We start from the raw sequence: 18,006 nt of genomic DNA, 5'->3' as shown, positions 1-18,006 counted from the left end.
CTAAACATTAACATTGATCACATACCCTGGTTGGGATAAATTATTTTGTAAAACTGGTTTAATCATTAAGGTAATCTGGTGGCCAGTGCTTTGTAAGTCTTTCACAAAATAATAATTTTGGGTAGTTTCACCAATTCGATACCACTTACCTTCATAAAGATAATAAATTGCATAATAGTCTAAATTAGTTGTGTAGGTACTTTCTCACCCAAACCGAATATTATATAACTCCTTATTATTAACCATCCGGTTAATAACATATTCCGCACTAGGATTCTTAATTTCCTGAGGAGGATTATTATTGTTATTATTAGTTGATGGGGTAGTAATTGTAAATTGACCAACATTAAATTTAAACTTATCAGTCTGTGGTTTAATTTGCAAACCAATTTTAGCAATGCGATTGCTTGAACTAATATTGCTTAATTTATTTAAGTTTAAATCAATTTTTACTCATCCTCCGGGTAATTTTTCACTATGATCCGGAGTAATACTTTGACTAGTCGGCAGCATTGTTTGTTGGTCAGTAGTAGTTACCCAGAAGTTTACGGTCGCATTAGTATTATTATTTGACCCATCATAATAAACAAAACTAACTTGGTGGTTATTACTAATTAAATTAGTTCCTAAAATATCCCAGTCATATACCTTGCTATTATCTCATTGAGCTGGTAAAACTTCCCCATTTTTATTAAAACCACTACCAATCGCAATCGAATTACCCTTTTGGTAGACTGTATCATAATCATAAAAACCACTTAGGGCATTAATATTTAATGGTTTATCGCGTTGAGATTCATCATAAATTTTCCATTGGTAAGTTGGTAAGATATCAGTTAGTCTTTTATTAGTTCACGGATAATTATTAGCAACAATTGGCTGGCCATTTTGGTCACGTTCAACAAACTGCACACCACTCCCCGTTGAAAAGTTAGTTTGTTTATTTAAAATTTGGTCTTCATCAAATAAAGTTGTTTGTTCTTTGACTAAACTACCAATTCCATAACTAGAAGAATTATAACCACCATGACCTTGGTAATCATAGATTTTTTGTTCAACAAAGGGATCAACCTTTCCTTTATTAGCAGCTTTAATTCGGGGGTCGGAAATAAATGCTGCTCGTTGGTAAGAACCACTAGGATTTAATCCTTGATAATCATTTAAAAACCGGTTTGATTGTAAACCTTCATCATTACTACTAATAAAAGTGTTAGTTCCGGAAAATTGAATGGTATTAAATAAGTTAGTAACTTGAGTAGCAAATAAATAGGCTCGGATAGGATTATTAACACCGTTGGCCTTTGCTCAATTATAAGCATCTGTCCCAAAAGTTCCTGCCCCCGCATCTAAATAAGTTGAAAAACTAGTATAGACATCCTTATTATAAGAAGGTTTTCCCGGGGGACGTAACTGTTCTTGGTAAGCTAATTGACGAAAATTATAGGTCCCAAAATATTTTGGATTAGCCCCTTCATCAACCATAGTGTGTAAATCACTAGGATGATAATTAGGATTGTCTTTTAAGAAATCAACTGTTTTATCAGGGATCTCCCCAAAATTTAATTGAATTTCAGTTGGAGTAATTTCACCATTTGGTTTTTGATAACCACTCGTTGTCATTTTAATTGTTTCTTGGTCATCATAACCATGACTCCCCTTTGACACAGTGGCATCATTACGATAATAAATTACTTTTAATTTTTTAATATTTGGATCACTAGCAGTAGCAACTTTATAATTAAATTCTTTGATAATTTCATACATTGTATTATAGTCTAAAATTGAACCATTCGGCGCAGCCCCATTTGCTTCATTATTAATAAACCACCCATCAAAGCCATTATATTTGGCTAAGTTAATTAAAATATCAACAATTTTATAACTACCATCACTATTTTGCGCTAAAAAATCTTTCAGCATTTCTCTTGTTAACCCGTGATAACCATCTAAAAAAACATTTCCAAAAATAGGTGTCCCGTTAACATGGGCCGCATCAATTACATCAGCAGGTGGTGGCACAATTGGTCCTTCAAACCATGATCCCGACCAGTTAACATATTCATTAATATACTGTCAATTTAAATTAGTATTTTCAAACGGATTTTTGGTTCCCACAATGGTGTTGTCAAAAGTACGGTGTTTACGCGATGAAAAGCCTAATTGGTTATACTTAATATTTTCATTTTGTTCTGAGGAATTATAAGTCGCCACGTATTTTCGCGGTTGCAAAGGAATAACACTCCGATTATATTTGGCATCATAGTCAGTGGCAGGGTTTCAATCCAAAATTGAATTAAGACGTAAATATCTTTGTGCTAAAGAAGTAACACCAAAATCTTGGGCATAGTTCCCATTTGGCATAAACCCTTTATTAAGTGGCACCCCGGTTACTGCTTGTTTTTTAATATTTTGGTTTCACTGAAAACCAGTACTAAATTTGGAATAATCCAAATATCGCCCCTCGTGCATAGGAGTAATATTACCAAGTGGTACTTGGTGCGGAGAATTAGCTAACATATTATGTTGATCAATATTATTAAAAGCAATTCCATCCCCATACTCATCACTAGCCCAGTCAAAATTTGGCAGACTATTTAGATATTGGTTACCACTAACACTACCAATTGAACATGATGTTAATAACATTGATGGTAAGGTAATTATTGTTGTTAAACTTAAACAAATTCATAATTTTCGCATCTACTCTTATCCTTTCATTCCCCAGGTAAAATATTTGGGTGCTAAATAACTAAAAATACCAATAAAAACAACAATCCCCAGAAAGGGTTCTCACACTTGGTTAAAAACAATAAACGAGACTTGATTAAAATCTTGAATAATTTGGCTAATTCCAAGCGGGTCTAAAAATTGGTAGGAAGTAAATAACATGTTAAATCAAATAAAATATTTGGTTGGACATAGATAGCCCAGAATAATAAATGGCCACATCTTATTCGTAATTGTTGGTTGTAAAATAACATCTGAAAAGATTAATAAAAATAAAGTGACAATAGTTAGGGTGGCAAATGACCAATTTCGGTTGGAAATAGCGGTGGCCATTCACACATATAATAAGGTTAAGAAAAAAGTTAACATTATCATTCCGATAATATAAAGAACCCACACAAATGCTCTAATATTAGAAAGCAATGGTAAATGGAAATTAAAAATTGGAATTAACGAATAAATATTATATAAAATAATATTAATTAAAACCGAGATACTAGTTAACGCAACATTTAATAGAAAGACTACTATAATAATATGATATTGATGTAAATTAATTAATTTAATTTTTTTTAAAAACTGCTTTCTTCGTCATTCCACTAAATATAATCCTAAGTAAAAACTAGCAACAAAAACTGAGATTGATAAAAAGTTAATTAAAATGGGTGGCAGAATGACAAAAAAACTGTAAGTATTTCATAACCATGAACATAGAATTGACAATAGACCAGAAAAAATAAAAACAAAAATATAGGTACGCGGATTAGTAAAAATTACTTTGAAGAGTAAACTAGCTGTTTTATTAAGTTTTGAAAATGTTGGTTTTCAATGTTCAAGAAAATTAATCTTCATAGCCAACCTCTTCTTCAAAATATTTAATTAACATTTTCCGCAAGGTCCCAAATTCTTGTAAAATCGTGGTAATATTTTGGTCGAGATAAACAAGGCCATCTTTTAAAATTATTACCCGGTCACACAACATCTCAACTTCTTCAGGAGTATGCGAAACAATTAATAAATTAATCTTCTTTAATTGTTTCCATTCTTTGAAAAAATTAACAAGTTTAATTTGCATCTTTAAATCTAGTCCCGTAATTAATTCATCTAACACTAAAATTTCGGGATCATTTAAAATTGATAAAAAACAATTAAAACGTTGGCGTTGTCCTCCGGATAAGGAAGCAATATCTTTTTTTAAAATATTTTTTAATTCAAAAGCATCAATTAACTGTTGTCCTTCCGTTGTGGTTAAATAACCCCGCCCTTTATAAAATTTAATTAAATCTAGTGGTGTTGTCCCCGCTGGTCAATAACCATCTTGAAATTGAACCCCGATTTTTTTATGGACTTTCTCATTATTCTGATCAACAAAATAAACTTGACCATTATTAGGTTTTAAAACCCCAGAAATAATTTCAACAAGAGTGGTTTTTCCACTCCCATTTGATCCTAAAATGGCAACTGATTCGGAATCAGCAATTTTTAAATTAATATTTTTCAAGACTTCATTCTTACCATAACTTTTACTAATATTCTCTAAAATAATCATCTAATTGTCGCTCCTATTAACATCTTTTATTAGTTCAAAAATAATTCATCATAGATAGTATTAATTAGTTTATTCATAATAGGGTCTAATTTTAATAACGGTTTAACCTTCGCAGCAGCAGCTTCATCTGGTCCCTCACTTCAGATTGGATTACCATCGCTGTCTTGTTTGACTAATGAACCAAAAGTATAGAAATCAATATCAATTGGCTTTTCAACAGTTCGCCCTAAATCAGGCACCCAAATTTTTGCTCATTGATAATAAATCCCGGCCGTAAAATACTTCATCACTCATAAACTTAAATATTCATTTGGATTAATAGTATTATTTGTGGGGTCGTTAATTTTATTAATTGATAATTCAATGTAATACGAGCGCAAACTTAGGGCACTAAAAACTTGCATATCATACGACAAAATAATTTTATTTTTAATATAATTATTAATAACATCATTGGGAATCCCAATTTCATCATAACCTGGTTGTCCAGCATGTTCAGGAGCAGTTGGTTTATACTTTTGGTATTCATTATTATAGAAAGCATAAAAATTATTTAAAATCTTATTATTAACTGCTACAATCTTTTGCTGGGTATCATCATATAAAAACTCTCAAATTCGAAGTTGATTTTTATTTTTTGCTGGTCATCCCCGACTAGGGTTAACAATTTGGCTTAAATCATTAGTATTATTAAGATCAGCATTAACAAAAAAGTTAATAATACTAGCTAATGGTAAAACTAAAAATGAACTAAAAAATAAAGCTCAAATTGATTTCTTCATGTTTTTTCTCCTTTTGTTTAAATTAGAAAAATGCTGTCCATTTTTACTAAACAAGTATCATTATATAGACTAAAAAAAAAAAAAAAAGTGTTATGTGCAAAAAAATATTTTTTTTAACACTTTTTTTGAAAAATAGTTAATTTAATTATTCGCTAATATTAACCATCCCGCAATTGGATTAATTAAAAGAAAAGTAAGCATCCCAAAGGTATCACTAACATAGTCCTGACTAATAATTTTAAGTTTTAAATTTTCAATCATTGGTAAACATCATGTTAACCCTAAACTAACAGTAACCAAAGTAATAATTGGTGTTGTTGCGATCATTCACGTGCGTGCTTTTTTAAAGTTTTGTTGTTGTTTATTATAGTTACTACTATCAGGATTAACTTTGCCTGTTAAAATCATCACTCCGGGAAATACTACTCATAGCAGAGCAATAACCCCCGTTAAAATCTTTAACCAGTGGGGTAAGGTTGTGGTGATTCCTACCATTAAACTTGGAAAAATTAATAATAACAAACAACCGATTGCTAGGATTAGCAAGATAATGCCTGTTGTAATAATCTGCCCCGTGGTTCCAAAATGATTATTAAAATTAATTAATAATAAAACCCCAAAAATTAGGGACACCAAAAAACTAGCAATGACAAAAATGAAATTCCAGCATAAACCGGCTTGTAAAACTGAGTTGTATGTTATAAATGTTTTTTGTGATTTCATAAACGGTCCTCAGGGTAATAATCTAATATTACTTCACAGTGATAATAACAAAAAATCAGAAAAAAAGTCAAGATAAATTTAATAATCTTGCTTTTAATTAAATTTAATTTGACTAACATCAAGAGCACTTGTTGAATATTTATGGAAAAAAGAAGCACCCCCACCAATAACATACGACTTAACTTGGACATAAATGAAATTCCCAGCTTTTCAAAATTGAATGTAAATATCAGCACCAACACAGCCAGTTGAATAAGGAGTTGTATAGAACCCAGCAATCTTTTGATAAGTTTGGCTACCATCTTGGGGAATAACACGATCAACCGCCAAGGGACCAAAAGCAGTTATTGTTTGGTCATAACTAAAATCATCTGCGTGAATTTTACCAACCATTTTGCTAACAGTAATCGTTGGATATTGAAGAATAAAATCATCTCAATTATCAGCATATTTAGTTCAGTCAATCATTGCAAAAGGTGGTGATTCACTACTATACTCTGCAACAATACCCCACTCATCAACTTTACTTGCTACTGATAGCATTCCAGGGGGAACATTAACAACTAAAGTATTTTTAGGAATTATTACCATTAATTTAATAATAGCACTATTGAAATAATTAATTGTATTAGTTCCATCAATTTTAATAGTTATCAAAATCCCTTGTCCAGTAGCAAGGACCTTATTAGAGGTTGAAACAATAATCCCCTTTTCGCGTACCGCATTTTTTAAAACTGGATTAATATTGGAATCGGCCCGGATTGCTGCCACTAATTGATCTTGATTAGTATTTTTAATGGTAAAGGCACCATCTTGCGAATAATTACCACTAAAATAGCTTAAGTCAATTGTACTAGCTTTAAGTAATAAGGTTACAGTTGCTTTTCCTTTATAATTAGCAGCATTATTTGCATCAATAATAATATTAATTTTATGGGGTTGATTATCATTAATTAGTTTTGATTCTGTTGCTATTGTAATTCCTGGTAAACTTAAAATATTTTTTAAATGAGGATTTAGCCCATCCACATTTTTTAAAGCATCAAATAGTTCTTTCGGATTAACATCTGGTTCGACCACAACAGGAGAACTGGTCAAGTCTTGACTTCAGTTGGTAATATCTGGTTTGGGATCCAGCATTGACACTAAAATATTCGCAGTTCCCATATAATCTTGTGATCCGTTAGCATTAACTGTAATTGCAATATCATGGGCTAGATCATCTTGGGGTAGTTTTGAAGTTGTGCTCACAATTACCCGAGGATCATTAATCGCACTTAGAATTACCGGATTAGTTTGTTTAATTTGTTTTAACGCCTTAATTAACGCTGATGAATTAACACTCGTGCTAATAATGTTACCATAATTTGTATAGTTTCCCCCATCATTAGTAATATCAGTTTTACTTGTTTTCGCCATTAGTTTAATTGTTGCAATTCCGGTATAGTCCAAAGTTCGATAAGCATTTAAAGTAATATCAAGTTCGTGAGCAGCCCCATCATTAGGTAATTTAGAATAGGTTGTTATTAATAAGTTACTTTCTTTTAAAACATTTAAAGTTGTTTGGTTAATTCCCTGGACTTTTTGTAATGCATCACGCAAACTTTCAGGACTAGCATTTTGTTCGCTAACAGCTGGATAAGAAATCAAATCTTGGTTTAAACTACTGATATTCATTTTTCCAGCTTGGGCTTTTAACATAATTGTTAACTGACCACTATATGCCAAAGTGTTTGTGGCATCAATTGTCACTTTTAATAAGTGACTTTGACCATCATCAGGCAAAGATGATTTAGTAGTTAAAATAATATTTGAATCCTGGGCGGCGGCAATTAAATGATGATCCATCCCTGCTATTGAAGTTATTAAATATACCAAACTATTAAAACTAGTATCCCGAATTGTAACTGGTGAAGAAGTTGTATAATCATTTTTTAAATGCGAAATATCAAATTTATCCGAAATTAAATTTAGTTGACAATTAAGCTGTCCTTTAAAATTATTAGTGTTATTAGCATCCAAGGTAAAACTAATCCGGTGGGCAAACCCATCAGGAATTATTAGCCCTTTAATATTAAGAATTTGAACCCCTTGGGCAAGTAATACACTGGCTAAATTAGAATTTAAGTTTGGTAATAATTTAAGAGCATTTAATAAACTAGTATTATCAATATTAGCAATATGAAGCGGATTATCATGAGTAAAGTCACCGCTTAACTGGGAAATGTCAAACTTAGTAGCTTTAATATTCATGGTAATGCTAGTTGTTCCCTTAAAAATTTCAGAATGATTAGCATTAATATTAATTTTCATTAAGTGATATCCCCCATCATATTGAAGAGAATCGCTAGTTGTTAAAATAGTTGTCGTATCATTAATCGCACTTTGCAACTCAGGTTTTAAATTATTAATATGTTGAGCGGCAGATAATAATTCTTTTGATGAGGTATTCTGAATGCTAGCTGTTAATTTATAATAATCGCCCCCATCTTGGGAAATATTAATTCGGTGGTCAACTAATGGTCGCGGAGATTTTAAACTAGTAAAAATTTGTCACCCACCAATTACTAGTCCTATTATTAAAATAATTATTAATACAAAACTAATTTTAAACCGTAAATTTGATTTTAAAAATAAGGTTCTAAAAAAATGTTTATGCTGATTTAAAATAGTTTTTTGGTAATAACTCACTTCGTTTTTCGGATTAGGTATAATTTTATGGTCTAGGGTTGTTATTGAATTAAGATGAGTTTTAACCCCGGTTAAAGATAAAGCAGGTAAATTTGCTAATAAAAAGCGATGATGTTTTTTTCGTAAAATTTGATTACTTGCTTTGAATTTTTTAACAACTATTCCCGTTGGGAGGGTAATGGTACGGGTTTCTTTATCAACATCTTGGGGATTATTGATGATATTTTCTTTTAAAAATAGACCAAAAAAAACTTTTCGACACTTAAAAATAATTAATGGATCAAAATTAGTTTCATCTAAATCTTGATTAATACTAATTTTATAAACATCATAATTATTGAGAATGATAGTACTTTCTTGCCCAGTCTTTTTGAGATAACTTAAAATTTTTTTACAGCAACTATTGCATATAATATCTTTTTTCATTGTTGGCGTTCCCTTCAAACTTGTTTTCCATAAAAAAGTACCTAACAAAAGATTATTTTGTTAGGTACTTTTCGTACTCTATTAACAAGTTCATTATAACGAAAAATTAATCAACAATTAATTATTATAATTATTATTTTTTGAACATTTAAAATGTCAAAGATTGGAATAATTTACTCATCCAACTTAATTTTTTCTAAATCAACTTTAGTTTTCTTTTTCATTTGGTATAAATCTAAATCAGCTTGGGAATATTTTGGGTTATTAAAACAAATAAACGCAATAACAATATCAAAAATTGGTCCCACAATTCAAATTCAGTTAAAACAAATTAAGGCAACGGATAAGAATCCGACAATAATCCGTGCCCAATAGAAATTAGCAAAACCCAAGATACTAAAGACAATCGTAATGGTACTAAAAACAATAATGATAATACTAAAGGCTAGCACAATACTATTATTATAAGGATAGTTTAAAACTTTTGATCACACATCACGTAAGGTATAGTATAAACCTGAAAAAATAATATTAAAACAAGCAACAACAATCGCTAAAATTAACGCAATTTTCCCCTTATGATCAAGTTTTTGATATTTTTTAATATCAATAATTGTTTTAATTTCCTTAACTTTTTCTGGATGGTGTTCTTTAATTTGTCTTTTAAAATAAAATAAATTATTGACCCAAATAAAAAAGTATTGAAATGATGTACATAAAACAAAAACTAAAACACTCCCAGTGGCTAGCATTACCACCCCATTAGTTGCATAAAAATCTAAAAAGAAATAGGGAAATAAAGTGTTTTCTGGTTTGTGGTCTAAATGACGAATATAGCCACGCACTAACACACAAATTAAATATAAAAAAGGATATAAACAAATTATTCAGTAGTTTGCTTTATGATGATTACTAAATTTATAAAAAGCATCCCCAGCTGTCATACAGAAACTTAAAATCATTGCCACCGGAATAACAGTATGCAAAATAACGGTTGAAATTCATTCATATACCGACATCCCCCGGACAATATCGCCCTGGGTAAATAATCCTAATCAAAAAACTAACATCGTCATTGTAATATAGACGGTCACCATCAAGCGGATAATAAAATCAGGTTTGGTATTTTTAAACTTTTTATGAAATAAATAAAACACAAAATACCCAAAAACCAAATAATTTGACTGGGTTGTAAAATAAGCATAATAATGGCTTAAGCGTTCCCCATACGAATTTAAGTGGTCAGCACCCGGCGTGCTTAACACTAAAATAAAATCAAGAACTAAAAAAATAAAAATTAAAATAACTCCTATAATCCGATAGATTAGTAGCATCTTATCAGTAAATAACTTCTTCATTGAAAATTTCCTTTACATTATTAATTTTAACCGTTCGCAACTCATTTAATTGCTATTATTATAACATAGAAAATAGCCAGTACCTTTAACATTCAATAAATTTATGATAAAAATTAGTAATTTATGTTAGTTTTAGCATATAATGTAGATAGATAATGATAAAGATAAGATCAGGCGCTCAATACTCAAATCAATGCTTATTCATAATATATAAATGAACAATGACTCTTTCTAGTATTTCTTATCAAAAGTTTTATCGATCTATTCATTATTGAACTTTTGAATGTGAACCAGCACCCAAAGGAGTAGGAAAACCATGGAACAAAAAAATAATTCTTGAGTAACAATTCGGGTTTTGCCCCATCATAAATATGATTATGAAGATGACCGCTTAATTTTATTTAGAATTCCCGAACCAAATAACCAGTATTTACGAGTTTTAATTGCCAAAAAAGATGTTGTTTTCTCACCAGTAACTCACCATTATGAAATTAAAATTAATAAACATTATAACTATTTAATTTGAAAATGAAATAATCTTTCCCAGAAAAATGACCGCTATGCGATATGAAAAGGCGAAGAATTATTATATTTTTGTAAAGAACAATCAGAATCCAACTCTTAAAATGAGTTGTTTTTTTTAAAACAATTTACAAAAAATTTACTTTTTAAATAATTTTCCTTTGAAAAATAACATAAAAAAGTTTAAATTATAATTTTTTATATTATGATTAATTTATATATAAGTAGGTGAAAAACAGTGAATGTCATTAAAGTAACGCCCCGGGGATATTGCTTTGGGGTTGTTAAATCAATTAAAATGGCAAAGGATGCCATCAAGAATTATCCCGGACAACAAATTTATATGCTGGGGTTTTTAGTTCATAATCACCATGTTGTGAATGAAATTATCAACTTAGGAATTATTCCGATTAATGACTTTAAACAAGACCGTTTGGCAATTCTAGAAACCCTGCCTAATAATTCAGTCGTGGTATTAAGTGCACATGGTAGTCATGAAAAAATTAAGGATGTCGCCCAAGCCAAAAATATTACCCTAGTTGATACTGAGTGTGAATGAGTAACGGCAACCAAAGATTTAATTAAAGAATATCTGGTTAAAGATTATGAAATAATTTTTATTGGGAAAGATTATCACCCCGAAACCAATGCAATAATGTCAATTGACCCGCGCATCCATTTGGTAACCACCCTGGCTAATGTTGATAAGATAATTAACAAAGTTGACCCTACTAAACCAATTTTAGTTACTAATCAAACCACCCTTTCCAAAATTGATATTGAAGAAATTGTTGACAAGTTAAAAAATATCTTTAAAGAGCGGATTCTTTTTAAAAATGATTTATGTAATGCAACCTTAGAACGTCAAAACGCTGTTTTAAACCTGAATCCCAATGAAGTTCAATTGTTACTAGTTGTTGGCGATGAACGAAGCAATAATACTAATAAATTAGTGGAAATGGGTGAAAGTATTAATATTAAGTCATATCGGATTAATGATAAAAATGATATTAATCCCGCCTGGTTAACAAATGTTACTACGGTGGCCGTTACCGCGGGTGCTTCCACTCCTAGCTTACTACAATTAGAAGTTATTAAATATTTAGAAAATTTACCATAAAAAAACATTATTAATAATAGTTAATAATGTTTTTAATATGATATGGAATAATCTCAATTGTTTTTGGTAATTTTCCCATTAAATATTCACTAAAATGGTTAGTATAATAATCTTCCATATAATGGTTAAAACAAGCAACCGGAATTTGTTGTTCATCAAATTTTAACCATTCATTTCATTTAATTTCCCCAGTAATAAACAAGTCAATCTTATCAGTTAACCGCTGGATAACACTACCACCAGCCCCGGTACAAATGGCAATGGTCGTAATTTTTGTGGTCAAATCATTAATATTATGTTGAACCACCGGAATTTGAAAAATATTTTTTAACTTAGTAATAATATCTTGGTAACTTAATGGGGTTGGTAATCTTCCTTGTTTAGTAACATTATCATGGGTTAGGTTAGTAATATTTTGACACCCTAGATTTTGGAGAATTAAACTATTCATCCCGGTTGCTAATTGACTATCATAATTAGTATGCGTTGCATAAACTACAATTTGGTATTGATCGAGCAATTGAAAAATTGGTTTTTTAGTAATATCTTGTTTTTCTTGTTTTAATTTATTAAAAACAAAAGGATGATGGGTAATTATTAAGTTGACATTTTCCGCAATCGCTTTTTTAATAACAGTGGTTGTTAAATCTAAGGCCACTAAAATTTTACTAACTTGGGTTGTTGGTTTGCCATACTGATAACCTGTTGGATCTCATTTACAAGCGAGTTTTTTTGAAAAATCTTTTTCAATTATCTTAAAAATTTCTTTGGCTTGCATTTTAAATCACCTTATTAATTAATTTAATTTTTTGGGCTAATTCTTTAGCTTTCGCTGATTTGGCAGGAACCTTTTCCAATAAACTTTGAAAATGAACCACTTTTAATAATCACTTTTCTTTAAAAATGGCACTATTTTCTTTACGTAAAATTGGTCCAAACATGATATCTTTTTGGTTTTTAACTTTTTTTCCAGCGGATTTATTAATAACAAGAATTTCATAAATAAGATCATTTTCTTTCATGATTAATTCTTGTTCTAAAAAGTAATGCTGGGTTTTGACCCACTGGCGAAGTAAATTGGCATCATCATTGGGACAAAGAATATAACGCTCAATATTATCAGCATCTTGTTCTAAAATTGTTAAAATTGTGTTACTTCCTAATCCCGAAATAATACAACTATCAATGGCAATGCCCACGACTCCCGTTAAACCATCTGCCAACACGGGAGTAATTACTTCACCAACTTTATATTTAGCAATATTTTTTTTTGCTTGCTCAAGAGGTTGTTCAGCAATATCACAAGCATATGCTTTAGTAATTAAATTACCTCTTGCTAAATAAATTGGAATTAACGCATGGTCCGTTCCAATATCACAAATAACATCATTATGATTAACTTGTTTAGCAATTAGCAATAAGCGTTCTGATAAGATTTCCATTGCGTTAGCCCTTAAAGAAATCCTTCAAAACTTTTGCTTTTGAATTTGACTGATTAGGTTTAAACTTACGAATTGTTTTGGCTTCAATTTGACGAATCCGTTCACGGGTAACTTTAAACTCTTTTCCAACCTCTTCTAATGTTTTTGGTGAATCATATTTTGATAAGTGCTTATCAATAATTTTATTTTTACGACTTTGGACTTTTTCAATCGGAGTATCATAATGAATATCTAAACTTTTAACAGTTTGGACAAGTTCGGGGAATGATTCATCCTCACATTCTTTTGCTAAGCGTAGCACAGTTCGTAATTTTGTTGGTAAAATTCCAAAGCGCATACGAATTACCTTTTCTTCCCGGGCTGATAAAATTTCATGAAAAACTTCATCAATAACTTCGCGTAATGATTCTTTTTCCGCATATTCATCGGGAGTAAAAATATCTTTATCATCAACAAAATCTCCAAAATGAGTATCATCTTCATCCCCAATTGGTTTTTCTAACGACACTGGTTCAATTGATAATCGTTTAATTTCGCGAACTTTTTCCCCAGTCATTCCTTGCCCCATTCGGTCCGCAATTTCATCAAAAGTAGGTTCTCTTCCTAATTCTTGGGTTAGTTGGCGTTCAATTCTTGTTAACTTGTTAATTGTTTCAACCATATGAACAGGAATGCGGATTGTGCGACCCTGATCAGCGATGGCTCTCGTAATGGCTTGACGAATTCATCATGTGGCATAAGTTGAGAATTTAAATCCTCTCGTATAATCAAACTTATCAACTGCTTTCATTAAGCCAATATTACCTTCTTCAATTAAATCCGAAAAATCTAAACCACGATTTAAATGTTTTCGTGCCACAGAAACAACAAGTTTTAAGTTAGAAGTAATTAGTTTTTCTCGCCCATATTTTTTTTCTTCTGGATCACTTGATTCTAGCATTTTAGCATATTTAATTTCTTCATCACGCGTTAAAATTTTGCTTGTTCCTAACACATTGAAATAAGCTTTAATAATATCTTGAATTTTTGTTTCGTTAGAAATTCCGCCAACTTTATATTTAATGCGATCTTCCCGTGGTTTTTTGGTGCTTTTTTCATCACTAATTACAGGTGTGTCATCTTCTAAATCTTCTGTTAAATCTTCGGGATCTAAATTTACATCACTAAATTCAACCCCATTAGCTAATAATTCTTCAAAATATTCATCGACATCATTATCTTCTAGTTCAAAATGTTCATTAATTAACTCTAATACTTTTTCTTGTTCAATTTCATTGTTATTTTCTTCAAGAAATTTATTAATATATTCCTTAAATTCTTCAAATGATTTCATATTTTTAACTTCTTTTTTTGATAACATCATAATTTTTTACCCCTTCTTAAATTTTAATCTTAAATTCATTTTATCAATTTCAGTTGATATTACTTGTTGTTCCATAATATCAGTTGTTTTTGTTAATTTAGCCCTTAGCATTGCAATCTCTTTTTCCGTTGCAAAATCATTTATTAAAATGGCATAGTCTTCTAATGCTTTTGTATTATATTCAGTTTTAAATGGTGAACTATTGAGGATAGCTGTTAATTGGTTAATTAACTTTTCCTCATTAATTTCACCACACAACATATTAATATTAACACTTTCTTGGTCCAAATGTCTATGGTAATAGTCAATAATATAATTAGCAATTAACCGATTATCATTATCATTTAAAATACTAATTTTCTTTTCATAAAAATCAGCTGCCTTTCGAGAATTTAATAATTGCAAAATCATTTGTTGTTCAGCTAATAAATATCGTTTTAAAGTTTTAATTTTATAAGCTAACGCATTTTGAGTTGCTGTTTTTGGTATGGTGGCTGTTTTCTTAATTGTTTGAGGAGATGGGAAATCTGTGGTGGTTTGTTTAGGAACCTTTGCTGGCTGAGGAGCTTTAAGATTATTAATTTGACTAATTAAAGTTTCTTTGCCAATGTTAGTGACTTGGGCTAAATTATTAATATATAATTCTTGTTCAAGCGCATTATCGGTTGCTTTAATCAAAGGCCCCACAATATTAATAAATTCTTGGAGTTCATTACCATCAGTTAAATTGAAACGCGAATGATAATAATTAATTGCGAAACTAACTGGGTGGGTTGCTTTTGCAATCATAGTACTAATAACAGCAGCCTGCCCACTATTAACTAATTCATCGGGATCCTGGTTGGTTTCATTATTAACAATCTTAACCTTAAAATTATTAGCTAATAATTTACCCGCGGCTTTTAAACTTGCCTTTACCCCCGGAGTATCACCATCTAAAAAGATTAAACATTCATTGGTAATTTTCTTTAAGGCTTGCAGATGATATGAACTTAAATTAGTTCCCATTAAAGCCACGGTATTTTTAATATCGATCTTGGTTAAACTAATAACATCCATATAGCCTTCTAATAAAATCATATAACCTAATTTCCGGGCTTCTAGTTTTGCCCTTTGAATGTTATACATTAATTGTTCTTTTTTAAAAACTTTTGTTTCGGGGGTATTCAAATACTTCACTTGATTATCAGTATTTGTTAAAACTCGTCCCGAAAAACCAATCAAATTACTTTCATCATCTAAAATCGGAAACATCACCCGGTTATTAAAATAATCATAAACTTTGCCATTTTTAATGGTAACTACTCCAGCAGCTTCCATATCATTAATATGATAACCTTTTTGTAGCAAGAATTGGTACAAACTATCAGGCGTGTTGTCCGCATAACCAATCATAAATTCTTCAATTTGGTGGTGATCAATATGGCGATTTGTTAAGTATTCGCGCGCCGGTTGCCCTTTTTTAGTATTTAAATTATTAATAAAATAAGTTTTAACAACTTCATTCAAAGCAAAAATTTTTTTGTCAAGGTCATCATAACGTGATTTAACTTGATAGTTATCAAGTTCTGTTAAAGAAACTCCAGCCACAGCGGTTAATTCTTTTAAAACCTCAACAAAAGGAATATTTTTATATTCTTGTAAAAAAGTAAAGACATTCCCCCCCGCAGAACAAGCAAAACAACGATAAATTTGCTTTTCGGGAGAAATACTCATCGAAGGATGTGAATCTTGGTGAAAAGGACATACTGCTCAGTAATTTCGTCCCCGCTTTTCTAGTTTTAAATATTGCGAAATAATTGCCACAATATCAACTTTTGAGCGAATTAAATCAATTTTTTCATTACTGACTAACGCCATAAGCATCCCTCCTTTTAAAATTATTTCTTTAATAACTTATCGAAATATGCTGATAATTTACTAATCTCAATTCTTGTTTGTTCTGTTGTATCACGATCACGGACCGTAACTTTCTGATCTTCTAAACTATCAAAATCAAAAGTAACACAATATGGTGTTCCAATCGCATCCTGGCGGCGATAACGCTTCCCAATATTTCCCGTTTCATCATAAATACAATGATATTTTTGTAATAATTCTTCATATAATTGGTAAGCATGGTCATTTAATTGCTTACTTAACGGAATAACCGCAATTTGATATGGTGCTAAATGGGGATTTAATTTTAATACCACCCGGGTATCATTATCATTAATGGTTTCCACACAATAAGCATCATATAATAAGGCTAACATTAAACGGCCAACCCCAACTGATGGTTCAATTACATAAGGAAATACCTTGGTATTAGTTTCTTGGTTTAAATATGATAAATCTTGTTTTGAAAATTCACTATGACGTTTTAAGTCAAAATCAGTTCGGTTGGCAATTCCTCATAATTCCCCTTGACCAAAAGGAAACTTATATTCAACATCAACTGTTCGTTTTGCATAATGAGCTAATTCTTTAGGATCATGTTCACGCAAAACATAGTTTTGTTGTTGTAAACCAATTTTTTGCAAGAATAATTTAACTTGGTTTAGTCAATATTCAAACCAGTCAGTTTTATCCTGCGGATCAAAGAAAAATTCTAATTCCATTTGTTCAAATTCACGAGTCCGGAAAATGAAGTTTCCAGGGGTAATTTCATTCCGAAATGACTTCCCAATTTGACCAACCCCAAAGGGTAATTTCTTGCGTAAAGAACGCTGAATATTTTTAAAGTTAACAAAAATCCCCTGAGCGGTTTCGGGGCGTAAATAAACAACTGATTTTTCATCTTGTAACACACCCTGATTAGTTTTAAACATTAATTCAAACTGACGAATGGGAGTAAAATCATGGGCATGACAAATCGGGCATAAAATCTGTTTTTCTTCAATAAAAGCAGATAATTCCTCATTAGTTCACCCCCCGGGATTAATCTCCGGATAGGCTTCCTCAATTAATTTGTCAGCGCGCATACGGGCTTTACAATTTTTACAATCTAATAATGGATCAGAAAAATGCCCTAAATGTCCCGATGCTTTTCAGACATTATTATTCATTAAAATTGCGCTATCTAAACCAACATTAAATTTTGATTTTGTAATAAAAAAATCTCACCATAGACTTTTTAAATTCCGTTCAACTTCAACTCCTAATGGTCCAAAATCTCAGGTGTTTGCTAAACCACCATAAATTTCGCTCCCTTGAAAAACAAATCCTTGGGTTTTTAAATGATTAACAACTTCTTCTAAAGAATATTTCATTAATTTTTCTTTTCCTCTCTGTTATATAAAGTATTACTCTAAAAATTATTAT

The 18,006-nt window shown here is 30.7% G+C and carries 14 protein-coding genes; 2 read left to right on the top strand and 12 right to left on the bottom strand.

Annotated features, from left to right (window positions below; all coding sequences use genetic code 4):
• The 7 genes from QPK10_RS05390 to QPK10_RS05360 form a co-directional block, all read right to left on the bottom strand.
• Positions 1–2,700, bottom strand: coding sequence for a hypothetical protein (locus QPK10_RS05390; RefSeq protein ID WP_368486983.1), 2,700 nt, complete (start codon positions 2,698–2,700; stop codon positions 1–3).
• Positions 2,701–2,706: 6 nt separating this feature from the next.
• A complete protein-coding gene (locus QPK10_RS05385) occupies positions 2,707–3,579 on the bottom strand; it encodes a hypothetical protein (RefSeq protein WP_368486982.1) in 873 nt (290 codons plus the stop codon).
• Entirely contained in the window at positions 3,569–4,276 is a 708-nt protein-coding gene (locus tag QPK10_RS05380) for an ATP-binding cassette domain-containing protein (RefSeq protein ID WP_368486981.1), read from the bottom strand. Before QPK10_RS05380 ends, QPK10_RS05385 begins: the two co-directional genes overlap by 11 nt.
• Positions 4,277–4,305: 29 nt before the next feature.
• The gene (locus QPK10_RS05375) at positions 4,306–5,058 is read right to left on the bottom strand and encodes a hypothetical protein (protein ID WP_368486980.1); all 753 of its coding nucleotides are present in this window, start codon (positions 5,056–5,058) and stop codon (positions 4,306–4,308) included.
• Between the two features lie 141 nt (positions 5,059–5,199).
• A complete protein-coding gene (locus QPK10_RS05370; protein WP_368486979.1) occupies positions 5,200–5,781 on the bottom strand; it encodes a hypothetical protein in 582 nt (193 codons plus the stop codon).
• A gap of 93 nt (positions 5,782–5,874) precedes the next feature.
• Complete coding sequence (locus QPK10_RS05365) at positions 5,875–8,898, bottom strand: hypothetical protein (RefSeq protein WP_368486978.1); 3,024 nt, start codon at positions 8,896–8,898, stop codon at positions 5,875–5,877.
• Positions 8,899–9,071: 173 nt separating this feature from the next.
• On the bottom strand, positions 9,072–10,256 hold the full coding sequence (locus tag QPK10_RS05360) for a hypothetical protein (protein WP_368486977.1): 1,185 nt from the start codon (positions 10,254–10,256) through the stop codon (positions 9,072–9,074).
• Between the two features lie 316 nt (positions 10,257–10,572).
• On the opposite strand from QPK10_RS05360, the gene QPK10_RS05355 reads away from it, so the two are divergent.
• Positions 10,573–10,881 (top strand): hypothetical protein, encoded by a 309-nt coding sequence (locus tag QPK10_RS05355; protein WP_368486976.1) that lies wholly within the window; start codon positions 10,573–10,575, stop codon positions 10,879–10,881.
• A gap of 135 nt (positions 10,882–11,016) precedes the next feature.
• On the top strand, positions 11,017–11,898 hold the full coding sequence (gene ispH / locus QPK10_RS05350; RefSeq protein WP_368486975.1) for a 4-hydroxy-3-methylbut-2-enyl diphosphate reductase: 882 nt from the start codon (positions 11,017–11,019) through the stop codon (positions 11,896–11,898).
• A gap of 10 nt (positions 11,899–11,908) precedes the next feature.
• Here the strand turns inward: ispH and QPK10_RS05345 are convergent, their stop codons facing one another.
• Genes QPK10_RS05345 through QPK10_RS05325 form a run of 5 tightly spaced genes read right to left on the bottom strand, consistent with a single transcriptional unit; the run spans position 11,909 to position 17,954 of the window.
• Entirely contained in the window at positions 11,909–12,676 is a 768-nt protein-coding gene (locus tag QPK10_RS05345) for a Nif3-like dinuclear metal center hexameric protein (RefSeq protein WP_368486974.1), read from the bottom strand.
• A gap of 1 nt (position 12,677) precedes the next feature.
• Positions 12,678–13,340 (bottom strand): tRNA (adenine(22)-N(1))-methyltransferase TrmK, encoded by a 663-nt coding sequence (locus QPK10_RS05340; RefSeq protein ID WP_368486973.1) that lies wholly within the window; start codon positions 13,338–13,340, stop codon positions 12,678–12,680.
• 4 nt (positions 13,341–13,344) lie between these two features.
• Entirely contained in the window at positions 13,345–14,703 is a 1,359-nt protein-coding gene (locus tag QPK10_RS05335) for a sigma-70 family RNA polymerase sigma factor (RefSeq protein WP_368486972.1), read from the bottom strand.
• A gap of 6 nt (positions 14,704–14,709) precedes the next feature.
• Positions 14,710–16,563 carry a DNA primase gene (gene dnaG, locus QPK10_RS05330; protein WP_368486971.1) on the bottom strand — a complete coding sequence of 618 codons (1,854 nt, stop codon included), beginning with the start codon at positions 16,561–16,563 and terminating at the stop codon, positions 14,710–14,712.
• A gap of 20 nt (positions 16,564–16,583) precedes the next feature.
• A complete protein-coding gene (locus tag QPK10_RS05325; RefSeq protein ID WP_368486970.1) occupies positions 16,584–17,954 on the bottom strand; it encodes a glycine--tRNA ligase in 1,371 nt (456 codons plus the stop codon).
• Positions 17,955–18,006 lie beyond the last annotated feature (52 nt).

It is taken from the genome of Spiroplasma sp. DGKH1 (genome assembly GCF_040940205.1).
Lineage (GTDB): Bacteria > Bacillota_I > Bacilli_A > Mycoplasmatales > Mycoplasmataceae > Spiroplasma.
Note: the sequence above shows the minus strand (reverse complement) of the source record. Positions and strands in the feature narration are given on the sequence as shown.